The 21,739-nt window shown below is 29.4% G+C and carries 16 protein-coding genes; 7 read left to right on the top strand and 9 right to left on the bottom strand.

Features of this window, described 5'->3' with window-relative positions:
• Positions 1-2: 2 nt before the first annotated feature.
• Together IFB02_RS12570 and IFB02_RS12565 are read right to left on the bottom strand one after the other, a co-directional pair.
• Positions 3-1,208: a TlpA disulfide reductase family protein gene (locus tag IFB02_RS12570; RefSeq protein WP_106688718.1), complete on the bottom strand. Its 1,206-nt coding sequence runs from the start codon at positions 1,206-1,208 to the stop codon at positions 3-5.
• 41 nt (positions 1,209-1,249) lie between these two features.
• Positions 1,250-1,537, bottom strand: a complete 288-nt coding sequence (locus IFB02_RS12565; protein WP_165569198.1) for a DUF3817 domain-containing protein — start codon at positions 1,535-1,537, stop codon at positions 1,250-1,252.
• A gap of 182 nt (positions 1,538-1,719) precedes the next feature.
• Here IFB02_RS12565 and IFB02_RS12560 point away from each other — a divergent pair, with 182 nt between their 5' ends.
• The 3 genes from IFB02_RS12560 to IFB02_RS12550 all read left to right on the top strand — a co-directional run bounded on the left by IFB02_RS12560 (position 1,720) and on the right by IFB02_RS12550 (position 4,003).
• Positions 1,720-2,460 carry a hypothetical protein gene (locus IFB02_RS12560; protein WP_106688717.1) on the top strand — a complete coding sequence of 247 codons (741 nt, stop codon included), beginning with the start codon at positions 1,720-1,722 and terminating at the stop codon, positions 2,458-2,460.
• 26 nt (positions 2,461-2,486) lie between these two features.
• Positions 2,487-3,377, top strand: a complete 891-nt coding sequence (locus IFB02_RS12555; RefSeq protein ID WP_106688716.1) for a helix-turn-helix domain-containing protein — start codon at positions 2,487-2,489, stop codon at positions 3,375-3,377.
• Between the two features lie 197 nt (positions 3,378-3,574).
• A complete protein-coding gene (locus IFB02_RS12550; RefSeq protein WP_191072836.1) occupies positions 3,575-4,003 on the top strand; it encodes an FKBP-type peptidyl-prolyl cis-trans isomerase in 429 nt (142 codons plus the stop codon).
• Between the two features lie 709 nt (positions 4,004-4,712).
• Here IFB02_RS12550 and IFB02_RS12545 read toward each other — a convergent pair.
• Positions 4,713-5,777 (bottom strand): alkene reductase, encoded by a 1,065-nt coding sequence (locus IFB02_RS12545; RefSeq protein WP_106688711.1) that lies wholly within the window; start codon positions 5,775-5,777, stop codon positions 4,713-4,715.
• A gap of 139 nt (positions 5,778-5,916) precedes the next feature.
• Positions 5,917-6,360 (bottom strand): PepSY-like domain-containing protein, encoded by a 444-nt coding sequence (locus IFB02_RS12540; protein ID WP_191072835.1) that lies wholly within the window; start codon positions 6,358-6,360, stop codon positions 5,917-5,919.
• A 179-nt stretch (positions 6,361-6,539) separates the two neighbouring features.
• Between IFB02_RS12540 and IFB02_RS12535 the strand changes: the two genes are divergently transcribed.
• Positions 6,540-9,428: a PEP/pyruvate-binding domain-containing protein gene (locus IFB02_RS12535; RefSeq protein WP_191072834.1), complete on the top strand. Its 2,889-nt coding sequence runs from the start codon at positions 6,540-6,542 to the stop codon at positions 9,426-9,428.
• 2 nt (positions 9,429-9,430) lie between these two features.
• Positions 9,431-10,735, top strand: a complete 1,305-nt coding sequence (locus IFB02_RS12530; protein WP_191072833.1) for a serine hydrolase — start codon at positions 9,431-9,433, stop codon at positions 10,733-10,735.
• On the opposite strand, the gene IFB02_RS12525 is transcribed toward IFB02_RS12530, so the two are convergent.
• The 3 genes from IFB02_RS12525 to IFB02_RS12515 all read right to left on the bottom strand — a co-directional run bounded on the left by IFB02_RS12525 (position 10,736) and on the right by IFB02_RS12515 (position 17,613).
• Complete coding sequence (locus tag IFB02_RS12525) at positions 10,736-13,576, bottom strand: Npt1/Npt2 family nucleotide transporter (protein WP_191072832.1); 2,841 nt, start codon at positions 13,574-13,576, stop codon at positions 10,736-10,738.
• Positions 13,577-13,594: 18 nt separating this feature from the next.
• Complete coding sequence (locus IFB02_RS12520; protein WP_191072831.1) at positions 13,595-14,500, bottom strand: serine hydrolase; 906 nt, start codon at positions 14,498-14,500, stop codon at positions 13,595-13,597.
• A 278-nt stretch (positions 14,501-14,778) separates the two neighbouring features.
• Positions 14,779-17,613, bottom strand: coding sequence for a M16 family metallopeptidase (locus IFB02_RS12515; RefSeq protein ID WP_191072830.1), 2,835 nt, complete (start codon positions 17,611-17,613; stop codon positions 14,779-14,781).
• A 127-nt stretch (positions 17,614-17,740) separates the two neighbouring features.
• Between IFB02_RS12515 and hpf the strand changes: the two genes are divergently transcribed.
• The gene (gene hpf / locus IFB02_RS12510; protein WP_106688704.1) at positions 17,741-18,046 is read left to right on the top strand and encodes a ribosome hibernation-promoting factor, HPF/YfiA family; all 306 of its coding nucleotides are present in this window, start codon (positions 17,741-17,743) and stop codon (positions 18,044-18,046) included.
• A gap of 46 nt (positions 18,047-18,092) precedes the next feature.
• On the opposite strand, the gene IFB02_RS12505 is transcribed toward hpf, so the two are convergent.
• Both IFB02_RS12505 and IFB02_RS12500 read right to left on the bottom strand, forming a co-directional pair.
• On the bottom strand, positions 18,093-19,208 hold the full coding sequence (locus IFB02_RS12505; protein ID WP_106688703.1) for a DEAD/DEAH box helicase: 1,116 nt from the start codon (positions 19,206-19,208) through the stop codon (positions 18,093-18,095).
• 14 nt (positions 19,209-19,222) lie between these two features.
• Positions 19,223-20,776: a DEAD/DEAH box helicase gene (locus tag IFB02_RS12500; RefSeq protein WP_106688702.1), complete on the bottom strand. Its 1,554-nt coding sequence runs from the start codon at positions 20,774-20,776 to the stop codon at positions 19,223-19,225.
• A 112-nt stretch (positions 20,777-20,888) separates the two neighbouring features.
• Between IFB02_RS12500 and IFB02_RS12495 the strand changes: the two genes are divergently transcribed.
• Entirely contained in the window at positions 20,889-21,701 is an 813-nt protein-coding gene (locus tag IFB02_RS12495) for a DUF1853 family protein (RefSeq protein ID WP_106688701.1), read from the top strand.
• Positions 21,702-21,739: the final 38 nt, after the last annotated feature.

The raw sequence follows: 21,739 nt of genomic DNA, 5'->3' as shown, positions 1-21,739 counted from the left end.
GGTTATTCTGCAAGCAATGTTTTAATTCTAGATTCCAGAGCGTTTCCAGATATTTTTTCACTAGCAATATTACCATTTTTATCAATTAATAACTTAAACGGTATAGACTCTACACCATATCTAAAAGCAATACTTTTATTATTGTCTATAATATGATAATCCCATTGTAAATTATCGGTTGCAATTGCATTTATCCATTCGGTTGTCCCTTTATCTTCGCTAATGCTAAATATCTCTAACCCTTGATTATGGTATTTATTATATAAGGTGACTAATTGCGGATTTGTAGCTCTACATGGTCCACACCAACTTGCCCAAAAATCTATTAAAATTACTTTTCCTTTTGGTATGGATTGTAGACTTAATGTTTCGCCATATGGATTTACACCAGAAAAACCGTAAGCTTTTGGCCTATATTCTATTTTTTTTATAGGTGTTTCGGTTAGTTGAATATCTATAATTTTAGAGTTTCTGTCTGTAGTTTCTATTTCAGTAATTACAGAATCTAAAGTCTTTACACTTGCAATACTTTTTAAATCAGGAGATAGATTATCAAATAAAGTTCTAATTTCTTTGATTCCGTAAGCATTAATTTCATTTTTTAAAAGTATTACCGATAAATAAGAATTTGGGTTGTTTTTAATGAAATCTCTTGTATAACGGCTTCTTTCAGCAAATAACTTTACTCTGTCTAACTTAAGTTTCGCAATTTTTTTAGATGAAAAATCGCCTTTTAAGTCATAATACAATTTCACACCTTTATTTCTAAATGCAGTTATACTATCTCTGTAAGATTTGTATTGTTTTTGAATCGTAGTTGAAGAATAACTTGCCGATTTTTCTACATTTTGATTAATAAATACTTCAATTTTCGAAGCGTCTACAAGAAATCTAAACGGAGAATCACTTAAGTTAGTAGTGATAATATATTCTTCTGGATTTGATATAAATCCTGAAAAATTAAAGGTTTTATTTTTTACAATAGCGCTATCTATAATTTGCGGTACATTAGTTTCAATCCTACTAAGGTAAACCGTCTTTAAACTATCGCTAAAAGTTAATCCAGAGATATAAAACTGGTTGTTTTCCAGTTTTAGGATAGGAGTAGGATTAACTGAAGTTTCAGTTTCAACGTTATCAGCATTTTTGTTGCAAGTAAATAAAAGAAAGATAATAGCGATACCAAAAATTCTATTAAAAATGCTCATATTGAATTGTTTAACCAGTCCAATATTACATTTTTTTTAGTTTACTTTTTTGGTGCTAAAAATTTTTTATCAACATAAAAGGTACCAAACGGAATTAAAGATGCTGCTAATATTATTAAAAATGTACGCTTATTCCATTGTTGTTCAGGCTTTAAAAGTATTGCTAAAGCTATGTAGGCAACAAATAATAAACCATGTGGCATACCTAATAATCTTACATAAGTTGGATCGTTACCAAAGTGCTTTAAAGGTGTAGCTATAAATAATAAAAGAATATATGAGATACCTTCTAATAAGGCAACAATTCTAAATACATTAAGTAAACTCATAATCAAAAAATTTATGCAAAAATATTACATAATTACTGGTTTAAGCTAAAAATTTTCAAATTCTTTATTTGTAAAGTTTGACTTTGTTGATGTTTGAAATTTACAACTATTGCATTGAAAATTATATGTTGATATAGCTGTTCAAATGTAACTTGCACATGTAAAATTCAATACTAGCTAACATGACATTCAAATTAAAACTAAGCTTATTTTTATTAATGCTATTCACCTTAAATATTATAGCTCAAGACAAGGTAAAACAACCACTTTTAGATAGTTTTACAGGTACTATCGCAGCGACTAATAATGGTATTTCTTTAGTGCCAACATTTTCTTTAGGTGATCCTGCCGCTTTGTTAGAATTAAAAATGACTAAAGGTAGATTTAGTTTTGAGCCAGATATGCGATTTGCTTTAGAAGGAAAACCTTGGTCTTTCTTGTTTTGGTTTAGATATAAAGCCATAAAAAAAGAAAAATTAAACTTACGTGTTGGTGTTCATCCAGCGCTTAATTTTAGAGATAAAACCTTAACTGTAAACAATGTACAAGAAACGTTTATAGAATCAAGACGTTACTTGGCAGGAGAAGTTGCACCTAGCTACAAACTATCTTCAAAAACAAGTGTTGGTATGTATTATTTATACTCTAAAGGATTTGATCAAGGTTTAAAAAACGGACATTTTTTAAATGCAAATGCTAATTTTTCTAACTTAACAATTGTTAAAGATTGGTTTTTGAATATTACCGCCTTAGCGTACTACTTAAATTTAGATGCTAAAGATGGTTTTTATACTGCTGAATACATTACTCTTGAAAAGAAGAACTTTCCTTTAGCGCTACAGACAATTTTAAATCACAAGCTAAATTCAAATATAAAAAGTGAATCTTTACTTTGGAATGTGTCTTTAATTTATTCGTTTTAAATGTTTGAAATTTATAACTTTAACACATGGAAAGTTTAGATCAGTTTTACAAAAACAAAAGTCAATGGATACCAAAATCTTTACAAACAGAAATTGGTCATTTTAATATTTTTAAACTTCAGCCTTATGTTGCTGGTCAACCTACAAAAATACCTTATCAAAGACGAGATTTTTATAAAATCATGTTAGTAAAAGGGCAAAGCAAGGTACATTTTGCCGATCGTGTAGTAAAAATTAATGCTCAAGCTTTATCATTTTCTAATCCGCAAATTCCTTATAAATGGGAACATTTAGATACGATTAGAGAAGGTATTTATTGCATTTTTGATACTCATTTTTTTCATCAATTTGGTACGTTTAATAATTATGAAGTTTTTAAACCAGATCATGATCATATTTTTGAACTTTCTGCAGAAGATTACAACAAGCTTTATCATATTTTTGAAAATATGGAAGCCGAACTTTCTTCAGGCTACAAATACAAGTACGACGCAATACGAAATCAAGTGTTTAACTTACTTCATTTTGCTCTAAAATTAAATCCAACAATTACTACGAAAGAAGCGCAAGTTAATGCATCTCAACGTATTTGTATGTTATTTACAGAATTGTTAGAAAGGCAATTTCCGTTAGATAATAATCATCCAAAAATTCAATTAAAATCTGCTTCAGATTATGCAAACAAGCTAAATATTCATGTAAATTATTTAAACAAAGCAGTTAAAGAAATCACCGGAAAAACAACAACACAGTTAATAGCAGATCGGATTTTACAAGAATCTAAAGTCCTTTTAAAACAGCCTAATTGGGATATTTCTCAAATTGCTTATGCTTTAGATTTTAAAGAAGCTACACATTTTAGTAACTTCTTTAAAAAACATGTTAGCATAAGTCCGTCGCGATTTAGAGTTGGATAAACTACGCTTAAAACAGTTCGTGTTTTAAAGCATTTTTTATTATGAATAATTGAAAAAATAGATTCCGCATCTAGTACGGAATAAGTTAGAAGTAGAGTAGTGGCAGCTATTGAATTTCTAAACAATTTCCTAATTATTCGTCAAACCAATATAAGAGCCATACCTTTGTAGCTATTTACAAATTATAAACAAAAATTATGAGTAAAGTAAAAGCAAACGATACTGTAAAAGTACATTACACAGGTAAATTAACCAATGGACAAGTGTTTGATACATCGGCAGAAAGAGAACCGTTACAAGCACAATTAGGACAAGGACAATTAATACCTGGTTTTGAAAACGCTTTAATAGATATGGCAGTTAACGAAAAGAAAACCGTAACAATTGCCAAAGCAGATGCTTACGGAGATGTACGTACAGAATTGTTTCAAAAAATATCAAAAGAAGAGTTACCAAAAGAAATTACACCAGAAGTTGGAATGGGCTTAATGGCGTCAAGACCTGATGGATCACAACAGCAATTACGTGTTGCAGAAGTAAATGAGAACCATATTGTTATTGATGCGAATCATCCTTTAGCTGGTCAAGATTTAATATTTGATTTAGAAGTTGTAGGAATCAACTAATAAATTCCTGCGAAAGCAGGAATCTTAATAGTAGTCATTTCGAGCACGGTAAGAAATCGCATAATTAAAGAACCTATCAACATTTAGATTTATAATGAAAAACGCTTTAAAACATTCTAAAGCGTTTTTTTTATGATAATAGTTTCAATATCTAAAATTGAATATTATTATGTAAAATAGAATTAAATAAATCTATTCTTATAATTTTTATGATAAAATAAGAGATGAAAGAATTAGTTTTTCAATAAATATCTTCAATTTAAACGCTGAATTTTAATCGCTGAGAATCGCGTATTTGAAAATTTACGATCATTTGTACAGAATATTAAAATTATGAGAATTAAGAAATATGACCATTTTTAGGTTTTTTAAAGTCATTTAGAACAACGTGAGAAATCACATTATTTTTATTATAAAATTTATATTAAATATAGATTCTAAATTAAGTATTGAAAACAAATATTATTTGGATTGATAATAATTAGCTTTACATAATCATTTACGATATAAGTCTAAACACATTATATCGATGACTATGTAAAATAACACTTCGTGCTATTACGTTAATTATTATAATTGTTCTATAATTTATATTATGTAAAATAGAATATTTTAAAGTCATCATTTCTAACGCATAATGATAAATAAAAAAACGCTTAGTGTTTTACTAAGCGTTTATAACTAATCAATATATATTAATTCTACAGAATTAATAATCTGTATATCCTTCTTTACCTGGTGTATAAAATGTATCAGGATTAGGATCTTTTAAAGTTTTGTTTGATTTTAGTTTGTCAACTAAATCTGGATTAGATATGTACGGTCTACCAACATAAACTAAATCCATTCCAGAATCTAAAACCTTTTGTGCATCAGTTTCATTTGTAACGCCGCCACCAGAAATTACTGTTCCTTCAAAATGTGACTTAATAGTTGCCTTAATATCTGTTTCAAATTCTGGTGCGCCCATTGCTGTATGATCTGCAATATGAATATAAGCGATGTTTAAAGCTTTTAATTCATCGGCTAAATATGTGTAAAGGTCTACTAAATCTTCATAGTTATGTTGTACATCACCGTTTGCGCCATAAGGTGAAACTCTAATACCAACTTTATTGGCGCCAATTGCATCAACCACTTTTTTTGTAGTTTCTAAAACAAAACGTGCTCTGTTCTCAAAATTTCCTCCATAATTATCGTCTCTAACGTTAGATTTTGGATTTAAAAACTGTTCTAATAAATATCCATTTGCTGCATGTAATTCAACACCATCTATTCCTGCATCTACTAATAATTTTGAACTATTAACATATTCATTTTGAGTGTTTTCAATGTCTTTTAAAGTCATCGCTCTTGGTGTAGTATGTGGCAACATACCTTTAGTATCTGTGTACATTTCTCCAGCAGCTAGCACAGCACTTGGTGCTATAACTTCTCCTCCATCTGGTAAATTTTCTTCTGAAGCTATGCGACCACAATGCATTAATTGTACAAATATCTTTCCATTATTTTTATGTACTTGTTCTGCAACGTTTTTCCAACCTTCGATTTGCGCCGGACTGTAAGCTCCTGGTATACGAGCATATCCAAGTCCGTTTACAGATGGTGAAGTTCCTTCAGAAATAATCAAACCAGCAGATGCACGTTGGCTGTAATATTCTGCCATTAAATCGTTTGGAATATTATCTATAGCACGACTTCTAGTCATTGGTGCCATTACAATTCTATTCGATAATGTTAAATCTTTTAATTGATAGTCTTTATATAATGTCATAATGTAATTTTTTATGTAAATATATTTACCATGGAATATATCTCCAAGTAGTTTAACTTTATTTTATAATTTATAGTAACTAATAAAAGCCGACTTAAATTTTATTAAATCGGCTTTTATATCGCTATTAATCAATATTTTATTGGTTTATTATTTGTCCGTTTGCTCTAAACTCGACATCTTTATTTTTTCCTTTTTGTTTAAATTCGACGTCGTAAAATTCTCCTTTAGTAGCGCTTTGTACATATTCTACTTCGGTAATTTCTTCACTATCGTATTTATCTTTAATTACAGATCTTATAGCTTTAGGTAGCTCATCTTTTTTAATACTAGATTCTGTTTCTATCCATTGCCCGTTAGCACTAAAGTCTGCTCTATACTTTTCGCCATCTTTTTTAAAATGTGCTTCAAAGTTACCATGTGCATCGGTTTCCCAATCTGGATTGGTTTCATCTGGATATTTATCTGTAAAGGCTTGTTTTACATTCTCTGGAACTTGACCTTTAGCTTGAGTACAATTAAATAGAACTGCAAAAAATGTTAAGAAAGCAAAGGTTTCTATTGTTGTTTTTAATGTTTTCATAATTATTAATGGTTTGGTTTAGACCTAAATTACTAATTTAAATGCTTGATTTTTAATAATTAACTAACATTAGCTTTTGTTAAGAAAACCTTATGATTTAGAAGTGTTAATTAAAAATTAAACAGTATTTTTAATAGATACAAGCAGTTATTTTTGTTATCCAACCTAAACTAATATTAATGTTAAAACAACTAACAACTACAATCGCTTTATTGGTTTGTACTTTATCCCTTTCTCAATCATTAACGTCTAATCAAATTAAGCAATTAATAAGCAGTTATAAATCTGATGTACGTGGACCTTACCAACGTATTAAATGGTTTTGTGATGATGGTACTGAACGCGAACCAAAAGATCCTTGCCCAGACAAAATTGGTGGTGTACAACATGCAAAATATAAAGAGAGTTTAATACAGTTAAGAGAACAAAACCACCTGTTTTTTGGTGATATTCTAGCTGCAGAAGACCAAGACCAATTTCTTGATAAGGCTAATTTTTACAATCATTTAAAACAATATCAAATAAATAAATATTTATATAGCGTAGACAATGGTTGGGTTTTAAGAAAAGCACAATATTACCGTGGAGCATTTCAAAGTGAAGATGAAGAAGCTTGGGGAAAATCCTTCTTTTTAGATATACTAAAAGATGACAGTTTTGTTACCTCGCAATATTATTTAATTAGACAAGCATTAAAAGATATACCGCATAATGGAGATAACAATATTGCACAATTAATGCGAAGTCAGTCCAAAATTTTATCTGAAGATTTGCAAGATTTTATGTCCTTACGCATTAAAATTCATGGGCAACCAGATGCAAATGATGTAGAGTTAGTTAAAGCATATTTTAATAAAAATCAGTCTAAGTTGTCATTAAAGCAAAAGCAACAGTTTGAAGAGCTAATTCAAACCATGCAAACGTTTTATGCTCCTTTAGATTTTGATGCTTTAATAAACGATATCAAACAAATAGACACAAAAAACAGTACTTACTTATCTATTGTCGCATTTTTAAATCAGGATAAAAACGAAACCAATGTGGCGCATTTAGTTCAAGATTTATCCAATTTATTATATACAATTAGGACAAATATTTTAGATTTTAAAAGTAGTGAAGATCGATTATTACTATTGGATTTAACTAACCAATTAGAAAAAACTTTGCTAATAGAATCTCAAAATTATACCACTACTACTCTACACGACAATATTTTAAAAATTAACACTTTAGCTTGTGCTGCAACTGGTACAGGTTTAATTGAAAATTGGGAATACAACGCTATAGAAAACCGTTTAAACACGCCTTTATTAGAAGATCAATTAACTTTAAATACGCTTAATGAGTATTTAATTGCAAGTAGAAGTTTAGTCGAATGGTCTAGCGCTATGCCTAAAGCTGTTTATAATACTATAATTGAAAGCTACACAGATTTTGAGCCATTAGCATATGGTTTTATAGACGACAAAGTAAGAAGCAGTATCGCTTTAAATTTAGGAGAAACTGTTAGTAATCTTGGTGTTTTTATAGCTAAAGAAAGTAAAATAAAAAATGACATTGAAAACCTTTCTAATTCTAGTAGTGTTAGAGGATTAAATCCAGGATATGCAAAAGGTACTTTGGTCGTAGTTGATGGAAATCCAGATAAAATTGAAGTTAACACCAACAACATCTATATTTTTGAACGTCCACCAAGCGACTTAAAACCAGTTGCTGGTATTTTTACAGTTTCTGAAGGTAATTTAGTATCTCACGTTCAACTACTTGCTAGAAATTTAGGAATTCCCAACGCTGCATTATCTTATGATAATTTGAAAGAATTAAAACAACTTGATGGACAGACTGTTTTTTATGCAGTTTCCAATAAAGGAAATGTTATTCTTAAAAAAGAAAATCAAATGACTAGTCAAGAGTCTAGTCTATTTACAGCACAACAACAAAATAAAAATGTAATTGAAGTACCTACAAACCAAATTCGTTTAGATATTGATAATGTTGTTAATATGAGAGATGTAAATGCAACAGATTCTGGTAAATTATGTGGACCAAAAGCTGCTAATTTAGGCGAATTAAAAGCTCAATTCCCTGATCATGTCGTAGAAGGTTTAATTATTCCTTTTGGAATTTTTAAAGCGCATATGCTTCAAGAAATGAATACAACTACAGGTCAAACCTATTGGGAATATTTAAACAGCATTTTTGCAAAAGCAAAAACAATGCGAGAAGATAATATTGATGAGACTACAATTGAAAATATGCAACTAGACGCATTTAAAACATTGCGAGAAGCCATTGTGAATATGCCTTTAAAACCTGAGTTTATAAACGATATAAAACGTCAATTTAAAGTTGCTTTTAAATCAAACTTAGGTCAAGTACCAGTGTTTTTAAGAAGTGACACTAATATGGAAGATTTAAAAGAGTTTACTGGAGCTGGATTAAATTTAACCTTATTTAATATTTTAGATGAAGACGAAATTTTAAAAGGAATTAAACGTGTTTGGGCATCTCCTTACACAGAAAGAAGTTTTAAATGGCGTCAAAAATACTTATCAAATCCAGAAAATGTTTACCCTTCAATTTTAATTATACCTAGTGTAGATGTAGATTATTCTGGTGTAATGATTACAAAAGGCATAAATCAAGGAACTGATAAAGATCTTACTGTTGCCTTTAGTTTAGGTGCTGGCGGCGCTGTAGATGGTCAAAGTGCAGAAACAAGATTAATTACAAATCAAACAGACTATTTATTAGCACCAGCAAGACAATTACAGTTTATTAGGTTACCTAAAACTGGTGGCGTTAAAACGTATGCTACATCTTTTAATGCACCAATTTTAAACCAAAAAAACATAGATCAAATTAATAAACTTGCAAATTCTATTAGAAAACACATGGGAACAGATCAAGCTTATGATGTAGAGTTTGGATTTAAAGACAATAATTTGTGGTTATTTCAAATACGACCATTTGTAGAAAATAAAACTGCAAAAAGTTCAGAATATTTGCAATCCATTTCACCTAAAATAGATCTTAATCAAACCATTTCTTTACAAACCACATTATAATTATGAAACATTTACTTTATATACTTTTATTAGCCTTTACTCTACTCTCTTTTGGTGTAATTTCTTATCCGATTGATGGTTATGAGAGTACAGGAATTAAACGACTATATCAAATAAAAAAACTAAGACAAGACGGTAAAAAATACACCAGAATTCCTGCTGGAGCTTATAAAAATTTAGAAGATATAAAACTAAATTTAACCACTTTAGCTAAAGATAGTATTAATACGCTTTTAGTGGAAGACAACCAATTTGCAAAAAAAATAAAAGCGTTAATCCCAAATAGCGGTTATTCTGTAGCTGTTTTAGATATGACTAATACAGATAGCTTAAAGTATGCTGCTTATAAAGAACAAATAGGCTATCAACCAGGAAGCGTTGGTAAAATTGCTGTTTTAAACGCTGTATTTACAGAGTTAGCCAAGATTTGCCCAGATTGGGAAGAACGCACAATGTATTTAAAAGATATAAAAGTTTCGGCTAGATATTGGGGAACAGGTGATCATCATACGATTCCTGTTTATGATATAGAAAAAGATAAACTTACTAAACGTCAAGTGATAGCTAGTGATGTATTTTCATTATACGAATGGCTAGATCATATGGTTTCTGTAAGTAATAATGGCGCAGCAAGTGTAATGTACAGAGAAGCACTTTTAATGCGCGCATTTAAAGAGGATTATTTTACATTAACAGCCGAAAAAGCTGAACAGTTTTTTAAAGATACACCAAGAGATTCTTTAACTAATTTATCTCATGCTGTTGTAAATGAACCCTTAAGAACATTAGGAATTACAGAAGACGAATGGCGTTTAGGTGGTTTTTTTACAAGACCAGCAGAAAAATATATAAGTCGTAAAGGTGGAAGTATTGGAACACCAAAAGGATTAATGAAGTTTTTAGTTCAGTTAGAACAAGGTAATGTTGTAGATAAAAACTCTAGTTTAGAAATGAAACGTATTTTATATCTAACAGATAGACGTATAAGATACGCTGCTTCACCACGATTAGATAGCGCAGCAGTATATTTTAAATCAGGTAGTTACTATAAATGCGACAGGCAAAAAAATCCTGATTGTAAAGATTATGCAGGAAACGTATTTAATTATATGAATTCTGTTATTACTGTTGAACATGATAATGGTGTAAAATATATTGTTTGTTTAATGTCTAATGTACTAAACAAAAATTCGGCTGGAGCACATATGTACTTAGCAAGTAAAATAGATGATATAATAAACACAAAGGATAATCAACCAAAACAGGAAGTTAACTTAGACGAAAATTATAAAGACAAAGAGGACTAGTTAAGAGGCACTTCTTAAACCTGTAAGACTGTTTAAAGTCTTAAATGCAAGATATTTCACGTCTCTATTTTTATGCTTTAATAACGGTTTAATTATAGAGGCGTAATTTTTATTATTTAGGTAGTAAATTAAATTTATAACTTCTAGTTTTAATCGTTTACCTCTATTTTTAACAATAAGATTTAAGTAATTTTTCTCTGAAATTTGATGTAATTGTAATGTGGTTTTATGACTTTCATCTGAAATCACTAAATGCTCTATCAATGGGAAAACATTGGTTTTTAATTGACTTTGAAGTAAATTATCCAAGAATTCTAAAGCATTGATTTTAGCCTCTTTTATATCGCTAAAAAGACCTTCATAACTCATTTCAATATCAGACTTATTGTAAAGAATGCTTAGAAGCTTAAAAATGTTTTTTAAGCTAATCTGCTCTTGTTCAATTAAAATATCATAAATACTAGTCCTTGCTATTGAAATTTCGGTTTTTGCATCTAATGTAATCGCATGCTTGTCTTCTGGACTTTCTATTTGCTGCTCAATAGATTTTTTTATGATTAAGGTGTTTTTATAAAACTTACATTCTCTAAAAAGTGCCGATTTTATTAATCGATTACTTATGTATAAATCTCTAGATTTTTCTTTTAATTTACTTAATGCAATTATTGCTTTGTATCTAACAATAATATCTTTGTGCTTTAGTAATTTTTGAAGCAGATTAACTGAGTCTTGTGTTTTAAACGACTGGATTAACTTAGGGATAGATTTTTTTGCATCATCATCTAAATTTTCTAAAGTATTAGATTCTAGCAAGGTTTCTACAATCTTATAACCATAGTTTTTAAGTGCTTTTATAGTTGCTTTTTTAAATGGTTTTTCTTTTAAAAACTGAAGTAATTTATCTATAAATTGCTCGTCTTTAGACAATCCAGCAGCTTGTATTGCATAGTTAACAATATATTCATCTTTATTATTAAGATGAACAGCGATAAACGAATGAAATTTTTTGTAACCAGAATGCGCAATCGTATTTAATAAGATGGCAACAGACTCTTTTCTGCTAAATCCATCTGGAGTAGACAATTCGTCTACCTTTTGGGCTATACGTTTTTCTAAATTATATCGCTTTGCAAGACTGTAATTATTTTTGGCAACTTTAGCTAAACATAAAAGCGTTGCATTAGATAAAAAGTCGTTACTGTGATTTAAATAGCTATTAAAAATAGAACTATCACTTTTATAAGTGTGATGTAATAAATACTCTAACGCTTCGTAAACTAATTCATCATTTTTAATAGATAGCAATGCTTCTACATCCTTAATTGCAGTACCTTTATCGTAAGTATATAATTGATTAATTGCTGCTATTTTTACTGTAACAGATTCATGCTGTAATAATCCAATAATGTATGGTTTTAGGGTTTTGATTTTAAAATTATTTAATCGGTCTAATAGATTTAAAATCTCTTCTTCTTCGCCATTATTTAAGATTGCTTTTGCAGTTACAATTGTAGTTTCGTGTTTTAGACCAAACGAAGATGTATTTTTCTTAACTAAATTTCTTTTAATATTTTCTCTAAATGAATTGTAATAGGCTTCTCTTAATCTAAAAATTAGAACAATCCAGATTAGTACAAAAAACAAAATAATAATTGTGATATAGCTAGTTGGTAAATCTAATTTTTTAATTAAAAACACCAATAAAAACCCAGCAAATCCTGTAGCAACACTATCTACAGCAACATCTATAAACGATTTTGCTTGATTTTTTATACCTATTGGAATTGGCATAATTGATAATTCGAAAGCAGCTTTATTAATAGATTGTTTAAAACTTCCATCTAAGCCTTTAATTATGACTAAAACCCATAATTCTGGAAACGTTAAGAAAAGTAATCCGCCTAAAGCTATTCCTAATGGTAAGATTAGTAATGTAGTCGAAACACCTAATTTAGTAAGAATTCTGTTAGTTAATAACAACTGAATTAATAACGCTATAACATTAAAAGTTGAAAACCAAAAACCAAAAAATGAAGCTAGATCGTCTGGATTTCTAAAATTTCTATTTGCAAAATCACTAAACTGAAAATCTACTAATTTAGCTACTAGCACACTAATACCAGTGATTAAAGCTAAATAGGTTAAATGCTTTGATTTTAGAATTATAAACAATGTTGAATCGTTTACTTTTTGCTCAGAAAAGTTTTGATTTCGTCTTGAATAAATATTTAATTTTCTTAGCCTTAAATGATATATTTTTTGAAGAATAGGAATATTAACTAACATTAATAAACCAGCAACTAAAATAACAGTTTTATTTCCAAAACTGGATACTATTAAGCTTGTTAAATAACCACCAAAAACACCGCCAGCTATTGCTCCTGCTCCAATAAAACCAAATAAACGTTTGGCTTCTCTTGCATTAAAAACCATATTAGCAAAGGTCCAAAATTGTGACGTTGCAATTACAGCAAACATGGCTACAAATAAATAGTAAAAATAAAGCACAAATTGATTTAATGCTTTGTAATATAATATAACACTTAACGCTATAAAAAAAACACTAAATATGACTAAAGCATAATTTGTAATTTTATAAAGTGAGTTGTTTTTTAACGCTTTATTATATAAAACTGTGGTAATTACAGCAACTGCAGCAACCATTAAATAGGCATATGGTAAATTGTCTGCGCCTAAAGTATTTAAAAATAAAGCGTTTACTGTAGGTTTTACAATTAATAAAACGGTAATAACTATAAATATATATAACTGCATTAAAAAAGAGATGGCAATTTCACCATCTCTTAATCCAAAAGTTTTATATAAAAGTTGTTTTATCAAAGTAATTAGGACGACAGATTATACATGTGTCAAATTACGAGATTTTTTTAAAATTTTATCTAAAGGTTTTACTAAATTTCTCATTATTTGCTCACCATTACTATCTTCTACTAAAGCAACAATAATGTACCTTCTATTTGGTCCCCAAACTAATGCAGAGTCAGAATGGTAATTCTTCCAAGAACCAGATTTTCTATAAACATCTGCTTTTGGAGCTATTTGATTTAGTACGCTTACAAACTTATGATGTAACTCTGGTTTTTTCATTATTTTAAGCATATCTACAGATCGCTTTGGACTAATTAAATTACCCATTGCTAATTGGTAATAAAAACTACAAACTTGTTTTGTTGTTGCAGCGTGACTTAAACCTTTTAAAGGATCTGGATAACGTGCGCCACCAGCAGCATAACGTTTTCCAACCCATAATCCGCCACCAGTTTCTTCATCATATAATTTATGTTTTGGAGCTCTTAGAACAGATTCTATTTTTTTATAACCTACGCGATCTATCATCCTAGTTGTAGCCTGATTATTTGATTTGCTAATCATTAATCGCATGTCGTTTTGCACAGCTTTTGTTTCTATAAGTTCTCCTTTGTCTATTGCATCCATAGCTGCTAATAATACTGCTATTTTAGGCAAACTAGCTGCATACATCATGTTGTTATCATTTACTCCTGCATACCTAATATTATTAGGATTGCTTAAGTCTACAATACTAACAGACATTAATTTAGAATTAATTAGGTGTTTCCAAGTAGGATTTTTTCTTAACTCTACATCCAAAAGTGTTTGCAGAGTTGTGTCTTGTAATTGCTGAATAGGTTCAGTAACATGTTTTCTAATAACAGGTACTTTTGTTTGGGAGAAACTTAATTGTGTTAAAAATAGAACTACAAATAAGCTTTTTAATATTTTCATTATTAATTTATTACGTTTTAAATTAGTACTTACTATAATTTACAATTATTATGAAACTGTGCAAATTTAAACGCAAAAATATTAAAAATATTATTTGCTATTCAACTTCTTTTAAAAATATTTAAAAAACTACAAATCAATCAGTTAAATGTTAAAATTGTTAAGTTGTCTTTTGCCATTTGTTAACGAAAATATTGTAGATTCAAATTGAAAACTTTACTGTTTAAACTAAAAAAAGCACAATTAACATTGTGCTTTTTTTAGGAGTTTAAAATTCTTTATTTTTCATTTCCGTAAATATCAAGTTCTATGACTGGTTTACCTAGTTTTTTAACTTCTTCCAATTGTGTTGCTTTATCACCAACAACTAGATAAGTAAATTGATCTTCTACGATATAAGTACTGATTATATTTTTATAATCTTCAAGCGTCATGTTGATTAATTCCTCTTGATTTTTATCTAAAAAGTCAACTGCTTTATCATATTTACTTATATCTTTTAAAATACCTAATTGTGCTCCTAAACTTTCAAAAGCTCTAGTGTTTCCTTTTAAAATTTTATTTTTTGTTAATTCTACTTCATTTTCGGTAAATGACTTTTCGTAATCATTAACCATTTCTTTAATAATTTCTAAAGATTTTAATGTTGCATTAGCACGTACACTAGTTCTAATTACAAAAGGACTAATTGCTTTTCTTTCTAATATATTAGAATAAGCGCCATACGTATATCCCTTGCCTATTCTTAAGGTTTGAAACAATCTTCCGCTAGATCCACCACCTAAAATTTCGTTAGCAAAATTTAGATTATTTGCGTTATCGTCTGTAGCAGATAATGCTAATTTACCAATGTATAACACAGATTGTTTAGCATCTGGAACGTCTACAAAATAAATATTTCCATCAGTATTAGTATTTGTGATTGAGGGTAATTCTATGTTTTTTGATTCTCCTTTCCAATCATTTAAGATTTGTAATGCATTTTTAGTTTGGTCTACAGTTATATCTCCTGCAATATGAAACGTTGCATTAGAAGGTTTTAAATTAGCATAGTACTTTTTTAAATCTTCTATAGTAATAGCTTCTGTACTGTTTAATGTTCCAGAACCTGGAATACCAAATCTATGTGATTCTCCATATAACAATTTATAAAACACATTGCTTGCTATTGCATTTGGGTTGGCTTCGCTACCTTTTAAATTGGTTTTTAAGGCTTGTTTTAGACGATCAAATTCTTTTAAGTCCCATCTTGGTTGTAAGATTATTTCTTTTACAATTTTAATAGTTTCTTCAAAGTTTTTTGTTAAACAAGAACCTGTAATATGTAAATCTTCACTAGAACTGTACATATTAATATTTGCACCTAAAAGACCAATTGCTTCTTCTAAATCTGCTGGAGTTTTTGTTGCTGTACCTTGCATCATTACATCGCTAAACAAACTAGAAACTCCTTCTTTTCCTTTAGGATCCAATAATTGTCCGCCTGGAATTGTGATATCAAACTGTACTAAAGGTACTTCTGCATTTTCTATACCATATAATGTCATACCATTGTTAAGTTTGTCTTTCCAAATGGTTGGAGATTTAAAAACAGGAAGTTCTCCAAAAGGTGGTTCACTTCTATCATATTTACTTGGTGTTTTATCATAAACTGCTTCTGCACCTTGACTAACTTCTTCGTTGGCAACGTTTTGCTTTACTTCTTCTATCCAAACTTCTGCTTTTTTACTATGGTTTACAGCTAAATCTATTTGGTTTTTAGGCACAACACTTGTCATTACATAATTTTGGTTTTTTATGTATTGATTATAAACACGCATTACATCTTGTGCTGTTACAGCATTTGTAAGTTTTGCTGTTTGTGTAATATAACTTGGATCGCCATTAAACTCGTTATCCTGAACTAACTGAAACGCTTTGTTTAAAACAGTACTTACACCTTGATAAAGACTAGTTTCAAGTTCGGCTTTGATACGTTTTAAGTCTTTGTCTTTAATGCCTTCATTTTCAAATTTTTGCAAACCTTCTTCTATAGCTAATTTAACTTGATCTAAGTCTGTATCTGCATTAGCTCTTACTCTAAAAACAAATTCTCCTGCTAATTCGCTACTGTTTTGGTAAGTACTAACATTTGGAGCCAGTTTTTGTTCTTCTACAATAACATTATATAAAGGAGATTTTTTACTTCCGCTTAGTAATTGACCAAGAATATTTAATGCATAAGTGTCTTTATGATATTCTTTAACCGTTGGAATTACCATACGTAATTCAGGTAGTTTTGCAAAGTTATCCTCAAAATATAAAGACTTAACACTATCTAATTTTACAGGTTCAAAATTTAAGTCTTCTACTTTTGGTCCGCTTGGTATTTCTCCAAACCATTTTTTTACTAAGTCTTTAGTTTCTTCAATATTAATATCACCAGCAATTACTAAAGATGCATTACTAGCACCATAGAATTTGTTGTAAAATTCTTTAACATCTTCTAAAGTAGCAGCTTGAAGATCTGGTAAAGAACCTATTACAGTCCAACTATATGGATGACCTTCTGGATATAAATTTTTTCTGATAATTTCATCTGTGTAACCATATGGCGCATTATCTACACGCTGTCTTTTTTCGTTTTTAACTACTTGTTTTTCGCGTTCTAAAGCTTCTTTAGTAACGGTATTAATCATGTATCCAAATCGATCTGAATCTATCCACATAATTTTTTCGAACGCATCTTTAGGTACAACTTCGTAATATACGGTTCCGTCGCTCCATGTTCCTCCGTTTCTACTTCCGCCCCATTCTGGTATCATTTTTCTGTTTGCTCCAACTGGTACATTTTCAGAATCGTTAAAACTCATGTGCTCAAAAAAATGAGCAAATCCAGTTTTTCCAGGTTTTTCTCTATTAGATCCTACGTGCATCATTGTTGCAACAGCTACAATTGGATCTGAATGGTCTTCGTGAAGAATAACTTCTAAACCATTATCTAATGTAAATTTTTCGTATTCTATTTTAAAATCTTTAGTCTCTGAAGAAACCGTATCAGAATTTTGGTCATTATTTCCACAAGATGCTAATAGCAAAGATGTTATGAAAAATAAGATTGAATAATGTTTCATTTTAATGTAGTTTTTTTGATTGTGCTTTAAAGATAGTTAATAAATTGTAGTCTTAAATTTTTAATAAAGCATTTCTTTTAAATAGTTTTTTTGACTAAATTTAAATGAACTTTAAAACCAAAATATTATGGATATAAAATTTGAATATGATAATGTAAAAGCTAGCAAAGCTTTAGAGGAATATACGACTGAAAAAATCCAGAAACTTTTTAATAAGTACGAATTTATAGTACGTGCCGATGTGTTTTTTAAAGTAGAAAATACTAGTGACGATAAAACAGGTATGGTATCTAGTGTAAGACTTAGCGCGCCTGGACCAAGATTATTTGCGAAAGACAGTAAAGAAACGTTTCATAAAAGTGTTAGTGAAGCTGTTAGAGAATTAGAGCACCAACTAGCCAAGCGTAAAGGAAAATTAAAAACGCATCATTAATGATGTTATATAAATGTAAAAAGGCGACCATTGGTCGCCTTTTTAATTATAATGTGATTTGTTTCATCTTAATGTTTAATTGCTTCTCTATATTCTGAATTTCTTTTTGTTCATTAGATAAAACTAAAGCTATAGATTCTCCTGTTTTTCCGCCTCTAGCTGTCCTACCACTTCGATGTGTATAATATTCTATATGTTCTGGTAATTGATGATGAATGATAAAATTTACATCATTTACATCTATACCTCTTGCAGACACATCTGTAGATATTAAATATTGTAAAGATTGGTTTTTAAAAGCTCTCATGACTTTATCTCTATCCTTTTGTGCCATATCGCCTTCTAAAGCTTCTACATTAAACCCTTCTAAATTTAATTGATGTTTTAATGCTTGTGCTCCTGCTTTAGTTCGTGTAAAAATAATACCTCTTTGGTCTTCTCTTTGATCTAAAAGCTGCATTACAGCACTAGACTTTTGATGTATAGTTGTTTCTATAAAGAAATGAGAAATATTTTTGTTAACTATACTTTCTCTATCAATTTCTATTCTTACTGCATTATCGTTAATATATTTTTTAACGATTGCCTGTAAGTCTTTAGACATTGTTGCGCTAAACAACCATGTGTTTTTGTTGCTTTTTATAGTGTTTAAAATTGAAGTTAAATCGTTTTTAAAACCCATGCTAAGCATTTCATCTGCTTCGTCTAATACTACGGTCTTAATATTAGATAAGTCTACAGCATTACGATTAATTAAATCTACTAATCGTCCAGGAGTAGCAACTACAACATGCGTTGTTCTGGCTAAGTTTTTTAACTGGATATCTATTTTTTCTCCACCATATACAGCTTCTACAAAGGTTTGGTTTGTGTTGTATTTTGTAAACTTAAATAGCTGTTTTTTTATTTGTTGTACTAACTCTCTTGTTGGTGACAAAACTAATGCTTGAACAACTGCTTTTTTTGGATTTACTTTATGTAATAAAGGTATACCATAAGCAGCAGTTTTACCTGTTCCTGTTTGGGCTAAACCAACAAAGTCTGTTGTGTTATTTAATAAAACAGAAATAGCTTGTTGTTGAATTTCTGTTGGTGATTTTATACCAATTTCTTTCAACGATTTTACGTAGTTTTTATCTAAACCTAGATCTTTAAATGTCATTTTAACTAATGTTTTTATTCTTCTGGAGGATATCCATTAATGTCTTCAAAAATCTCGTCAAAATCAGATCTAATTTTTGCGTTCAATTTTTTCCTATAATCGTCTTTTAACCAATCTACAAAGTTATGTGTACTTTTACTAATACATTTTGTATATCTACCAATACGGTAATCTATATCGTCTCCTAAAAGTTTTGCTAACGCTAATGCGTCCCACATATCTTCACTGTTTTCTACACAAATATGTGCGTGTTGCGCAATCGATCTTTCTAATACTACTTTAGAGCTTTCTCCTGCCCTAATTGAATTTATATAAGTCTTTTTAATGTCAAAATATACATGCTCTGAGTTTTTAAACTGCTCACGTAAATCTGCTGGCATTTCATATTTAAAGTTGTTTTCAAGTTCTTCATCACTTAAAATTCCGTCTAAATAATAATTTGGCGATCTAAATATTTTATGCCAATCTAGGTCTGCGCCCCATGCACCAAAACGATGTAAATTGTTACCTAAATCTACAACCGTAAATTTACTTTTATTCTCTAAAATACGTGATCCACGACCAATCATCTGGTAGTATAACGTTAAAGATTTTGTTGCTCTGTTTAATACAATACAATCTACAGTTGGCTCATCAAATCCAGTAGTTAAGATACTTACAGATGTTAATATTGCATCTGGAGTTTCTTTAAACCACTTAAGTATTGCTTTTCTTTCTTTTTTAGAATTGTTGTTATCTAAATGTGCTATTTTGTATCCAGCACGTCTAAATGTGTCGTAAACATGCAAAGAAGTGTTAATTCCGTTATTAAAGATTAATGTTTTTTTGCCTTTACAACGCTCTTCATAAGATTGTAAAAGTTTGGTTAACATGTCTGTGTTTGTATATAAATCTTCAGAAGATTTTACTGTATAATCACCGTTAGCTCCAACAACTAAAGACGTTAATCCTACATTATAACTATAAATGTCTGCACGCGCTAAAAACTCGTTATCTATTAAAGATTGTATGGTTTCTCCAACAATTAATTCGTTATAATTATCCTTCATAGGAAGGTTAATATTACTACTTAAAGGTGTTGCTGTTACACCAAGAATAAACGAGTTTTCAAAAAACTTAAATAATTTAGTAAAACTATTATAATGCGCTTCATCTATAATAACTAAACCAATATCAGATATGTCAAGTTTATCATCATTTAAACGGTTGTTTAAAGTTTCAACCATTGCAACAAAGCAATTATAATCGCCTTGATCACTTAAATCTGCTTTACTATCTATAACTTTGTTAGATACACCAAATTCGGATAACATATTAGAGGTCTGTTTACAAAGCTCTATACGATGCGTCATCACTAAAACTTGTTTTTTTCTAGTTTTTAAGTATTGTCTAACAATTTCAGAAAATATTACAGTTTTTCCTCCACCAGTTGGTAATTGGTAAAGCAAATGATAATCATCTGGTGCTTCCTCAAAACACTTGAAAATTTTATCGATTGCACCTTTCTGGTAGCTATATAAACTTTTTCCTTCTGTACGTTCTTGTAATTCTTGGGTTTGGACTGGCATTAATTAATTAGTTGTAATTGTTGAAAATTTAAGATGTGCAAAAATACAACGATAATAGACTTATGACGAATAATTTGTGAAAAATTTTTATTGATTACATTTATCGTAAATTATGGAAGAAATAATAGAAAATTATCAATCAAATTTTAGTGGTTTTATCAATACACCATTTTTATTTACATCAAAGGTTTTAGGTATGTCGCCTTACAATTTAAATCCTAAGACTGTTTTTAAACTAAATACAACGATAAATACTAACGAAAGGCTTGGTAAAATTGTAGAGCAGTTTGTAATCGAGGTTTTAAAAAAAGAAGAAAACAACCATATTCTAGCACAAAATTTACAAATACAACATACGCCACAACAAACTATTGGAGAAATAGATTGTTTGTACAGTCATGCAAATCAAGTGTTTCATTTAGAAATTCAATATAAATTTTACCTTTTTGATCCTACTGTTGGATATAATGAAATTGAGCATTGTATTGGACCAAATCGAAAAGATACTTTAATAAAAAAAATAGAAAAACTTAAAGAGAAACAATTACCTCTATTGTATTCTAAATACACAAAACATTACCTTGAAACACTTAATTTAGAGTCAAAAAACATAGAGCAACAAATCTATTTTAAAGCTCAAATTTTTATGCCTTTTGGCGAAACTACCACACTTAAAACACTAAATAACGATTGTATTTATGGGTTTTATTTCAATTTTAAAGATTTACTTAAATTTAATAATTGTAAATTTTATATCCCTAAAAAGTTAGATTGGTTAGTCGATGTGAATACTCATGTAAATTGGCAAAACTATGAGCAAATACTATCTAAATTAAAATCTTTTTATACTGAAAAGTACGCGCCAATGTTATGGTTAAAATTCCTAAACGGAGACATTAAAAAAAGTTTCATGGTTTGGTGGTAATTAATCGTTAATAACTACTAATAAAACCACTTCCAAAA

The organism is Mesoflavibacter profundi (genome assembly GCF_014764305.1).
GTDB classification, from domain to species: domain Bacteria; phylum Bacteroidota; class Bacteroidia; order Flavobacteriales; family Flavobacteriaceae; genus Mesoflavibacter; species Mesoflavibacter profundi.
The sequence above is the reverse complement of the archived record's forward strand: the minus strand, read 5'-3'. Positions and strand labels throughout refer to the sequence as shown.

Bases quoted from the DNA above. Each gene is read 5' to 3' on its own strand.
- IFB02_RS12570 (WP_106688718.1), bottom strand. From the start codon at position 1,208: ATGAGCATTTTTAATAGAATTTTTGGTATCGCTATTATCTTTCTTTTA.
- IFB02_RS12565 (WP_165569198.1), bottom strand. From the start codon at position 1,537: ATGAGTTTACTTAATGTATTTAGAATTGTTGCCTTATTAGAAGGTATC.
- IFB02_RS12560 (WP_106688717.1), top strand. From the start codon at position 1,720: ATGACATTCAAATTAAAACTAAGCTTATTTTTATTAATGCTATTCACC.
- IFB02_RS12555 (WP_106688716.1), top strand. From the start codon at position 2,487: ATGGAAAGTTTAGATCAGTTTTACAAAAACAAAAGTCAATGGATACCA.
- IFB02_RS12550 (WP_191072836.1), top strand. From the start codon at position 3,575: ATGAGTAAAGTAAAAGCAAACGATACTGTAAAAGTACATTACACAGGT.
- IFB02_RS12545 (WP_106688711.1), bottom strand. From the start codon at position 5,777: ATGACATTATATAAAGACTATCAATTAAAAGATTTAACATTATCGAAT.
- IFB02_RS12540 (WP_191072835.1), bottom strand. From the start codon at position 6,360: ATGAAAACATTAAAAACAACAATAGAAACCTTTGCTTTCTTAACATTT.
- IFB02_RS12535 (WP_191072834.1), top strand. From the start codon at position 6,540: ATGTTAAAACAACTAACAACTACAATCGCTTTATTGGTTTGTACTTTA.
- IFB02_RS12530 (WP_191072833.1), top strand. From the start codon at position 9,431: ATGAAACATTTACTTTATATACTTTTATTAGCCTTTACTCTACTCTCT.
- IFB02_RS12520 (WP_191072831.1), bottom strand. From the start codon at position 14,500: ATGAAAATATTAAAAAGCTTATTTGTAGTTCTATTTTTAACACAATTA.
- IFB02_RS12515 (WP_191072830.1), bottom strand. From the start codon at position 17,613: ATGAAACATTATTCAATCTTATTTTTCATAACATCTTTGCTATTAGCA.
- hpf (WP_106688704.1), top strand. From the start codon at position 17,741: ATGGATATAAAATTTGAATATGATAATGTAAAAGCTAGCAAAGCTTTA.
- IFB02_RS12505 (WP_106688703.1), bottom strand. From the start codon at position 19,208: ATGACATTTAAAGATCTAGGTTTAGATAAAAACTACGTAAAATCGTTG.
- IFB02_RS12500 (WP_106688702.1), bottom strand. From the start codon at position 20,776: ATGCCAGTCCAAACCCAAGAATTACAAGAACGTACAGAAGGAAAAAGT.
- IFB02_RS12495 (WP_106688701.1), top strand. From the start codon at position 20,889: ATGGAAGAAATAATAGAAAATTATCAATCAAATTTTAGTGGTTTTATC.